This window comes from Streptomyces sp. NPDC001027 (assembly GCF_040299045.1).
In the GTDB taxonomy this organism is placed as follows: domain Bacteria; phylum Actinomycetota; class Actinomycetes; order Streptomycetales; family Streptomycetaceae; genus Streptomyces.
In genome coordinates this window covers 1-2,645 of sequence record NZ_JBEPBI010000482.1, presented here as the reverse complement: position 1 = coordinate 2,645, position 2,645 = coordinate 1, and the positions used below count along the sequence as shown (strand labels likewise).

1 protein-coding gene and 1 pseudogene are annotated in these 2,645 nt (G+C 71.2%); both read left to right on the top strand.

The features are described from left to right. Nucleotides 1-2,262: pseudogene (locus ABT300_RS43035) on the top strand (type I polyketide synthase); the annotation flags it as partial. A gap of 41 nt (nucleotides 2,263-2,303) precedes the next feature. Next, nucleotides 2,304-2,645: ThiF family adenylyltransferase (locus ABT300_RS43030; protein ID WP_351688334.1), on the top strand; the 342-nt coding region annotated here is incomplete at its 3' end.

Genomic DNA, 2,645 nt, shown 5'->3' with positions numbered 1-2,645 from the left:
GCCACGGGCACGCTCTGGACCGAGACCGACATCCGGCTCGACAGCTGGTACCTGGACCCCGTCGGCCGCATCCCGGCCGGGATCATGATCGAGGCCGGCCAGGCCGACCTGCTGCTGATCAGCTGGCTCGGCGTGGATCTGCTCAACCGGGGTGAGCGGGTCTACCGGCTGCTCGGCTGCGAACTCACCTTCCACGGCAGCCCGCCCGGCCCCGGCGAGACCCTGCGCTACGAGATCCACATCGACGGCCACGGTGAACACGGCGGCGTGCGGATCTTCTTCTTCCACTACGACGCCTACGTCGGCGACGAACTGCGCCTGTCCATGCGGCAGGGCCAGGCCGGATTCTTCACGGACGGGGAACTGGCGGACACCAGCGGTGTGTTGTGGCGACCGGAGGACACCCCGCCCGATCCGGCGCGCCCCGCCGACCCGCCGGCGGTACCGGGCGCCGCCCGCGCCTTCGGGCCCGAGGAGGTCCGTGCCTTCGCCGAGGGACGTCCCGCGGACTGCTTCGGTCCCGGCTGGGAGCTCACCCGCTCCCACATCCGCAGCCCAAGGACCGGCGACGGCCGTCTGCGGCTGGTGCACAGCGTGCCGGTGTACGACCCGGCGGGCGGGCCGTGGGGACGCGGCTACCTCCGTGCAGAGACGCCGGTCTCGCCCGACGACTGGTTCTTCGAGGGGCACTTCACCAACGATCCGTGCATGCCGGGAACCCTGATGTTCGAGGGCTGCCTCCAGGCGATGTCCTTCTACATCGCCGCGGCCGGCTTCACCATCGACCGCGACGGCTGGCGCTTCGAACCCGTCAGCGGTGTGCCCTACCCCATGTTCTGCCGGGGCCAGGTCACACCGCGGAGCCGCCTGCTGACCTACGAGGTGTTCGTGTCCGAGCTGTCCGCCGGGCCGGAGCCGATGCTGGTCGCCGACGTCCTGTGCACGGTCGACGGTGTCAGGGCCTTCCACGCCCGCGGAGTCGGGGTGCGCCTCGTCCCGGACTGGCCGCTCACCCACTGGCGCAGGCTCGGTCCGCCCGCCGTGCAGACCGACGGGGCCGCGGTCCCGCACCGCGAACTGGCGGGTCTGGAAGGCCGCTTGGAGAGTGGCGTGGTCGCGGAGGTGGACGGCTTCCGCTACGACTACGCGGCGATGCTGGCCTGTGCCTGGGGGCGGCCCAGCGAGGCGTTCGGGCCCGCGTACGCCCCCTTCGACAGCGCCCGGAGGCTGGCGCGGCTGCCGGGCCCGCCGTTCCACTTCATGAGTCGGGTGGTGGGCGTCGAGGGGACGCCGTGGGTCATGGAGGCGGGCGCGACGGTCGAGGTCGAGTACGACGTGCCGGAAGAGGTCTGGTACTTCGAGCAGAACGACTTCACCGGCGCGATGCCGTTCAGCGTCCTCATGGAGGTGGTGCTGCAGGCCAGCGGCTGGCTCGCCTCCTACGTCGGCTCGGCGCTCACCAGCGACAGCGACCTGCTTTTCCGCAACCTCGACGGCGCCGGCACGGTCCACCGCGAAGTGCGGCCGGGCATGGGGGTGCTGCGCACCAGGACCACGCTCCGGGAGGTGTCGCGCAGCACCGAGATGATCATTCAGGCCTTCGACGTCGAATGCGTCTGCGCCGACGAGCCCGTGTTCTCGCTGACCACGGTGTTCGGCTTCTTTCCCCCCAGCGCCTTCGACAACCAGATCGGGCTCCCGCCGGCCGAGGAGGAGTCGGCCCTGCTGTCCGCGGACTGCGCCTTCGGCGTCGATCTCACCGCCCGGCCGGAGAAGTACTTCGCCGGTACGCCGTGTCTTCCCGGGCCGATGCTGCTGATGCTCGACCGTGTCACCGGCTACTGGCCCGACGCGGGACGCGCCGGTCTGGGACGTCTGCGCGCCGTGAAGGACGTGGACCCGGGGGAGTGGTTCTTCCAGGCCCACTTCTTCCAGGACCCCGTGCAGCCCGGATCACTCGGTGTCCAGGCCATGTGCCAGCTGCTGCAGTTCTACGCGATCGAACGCGGTCTCGGGGCCGGTGTCCCGAACCCGCGCTTCGAGCCCGTGCTCACCGGCCGCGCCGTCACCTGGAAGTACCGGGGCCAGGTCACCCCCCGCACCGCGCGGGTCACCGTCGAGGCGGAGATCCGCGAGGTCGTCGAGGACGAGCACGGGGTGCGGGTGATCGGCGACGGCTGGCTCTGGGCCGACGGCACCCGCATCTACCAGGTACAGGGCCTGGGCATCGGCATCACCCCCGGCACTACGAGTGCGCACTGAACCGCCCCGCTGGGCGCTTGCGAACGTGGACGGAGACATACATGACGCCTGACCAGGGACTCGCGGGCACACCCGAGACGTCCGGGCCGGTGGATTTCGGCGCGGAGGCCGTGAGCCGCAACCTCGGCATCCTGAACGACCGGGAGCAGGCCGCGCTGCGGGCGGCGACGGTACTGGTGGCCGGCTGCGGCAGCGTCGGCGGCGCGGTGGTCGAACCGTTGGTGCGCCTCGGCGTCACCCGCTTCCGGCTCGCCGACCCGGACAGCTTCGACGTGTCCAACCTCAACCGGCAGGCGTGCGTGGCGGCCGACGTGGGCAAGCCCAAACCCGAGGTGCTGGCACACCGTGTGAAGGCGATCAACCCCTGTTCCGAGGTCCGCACC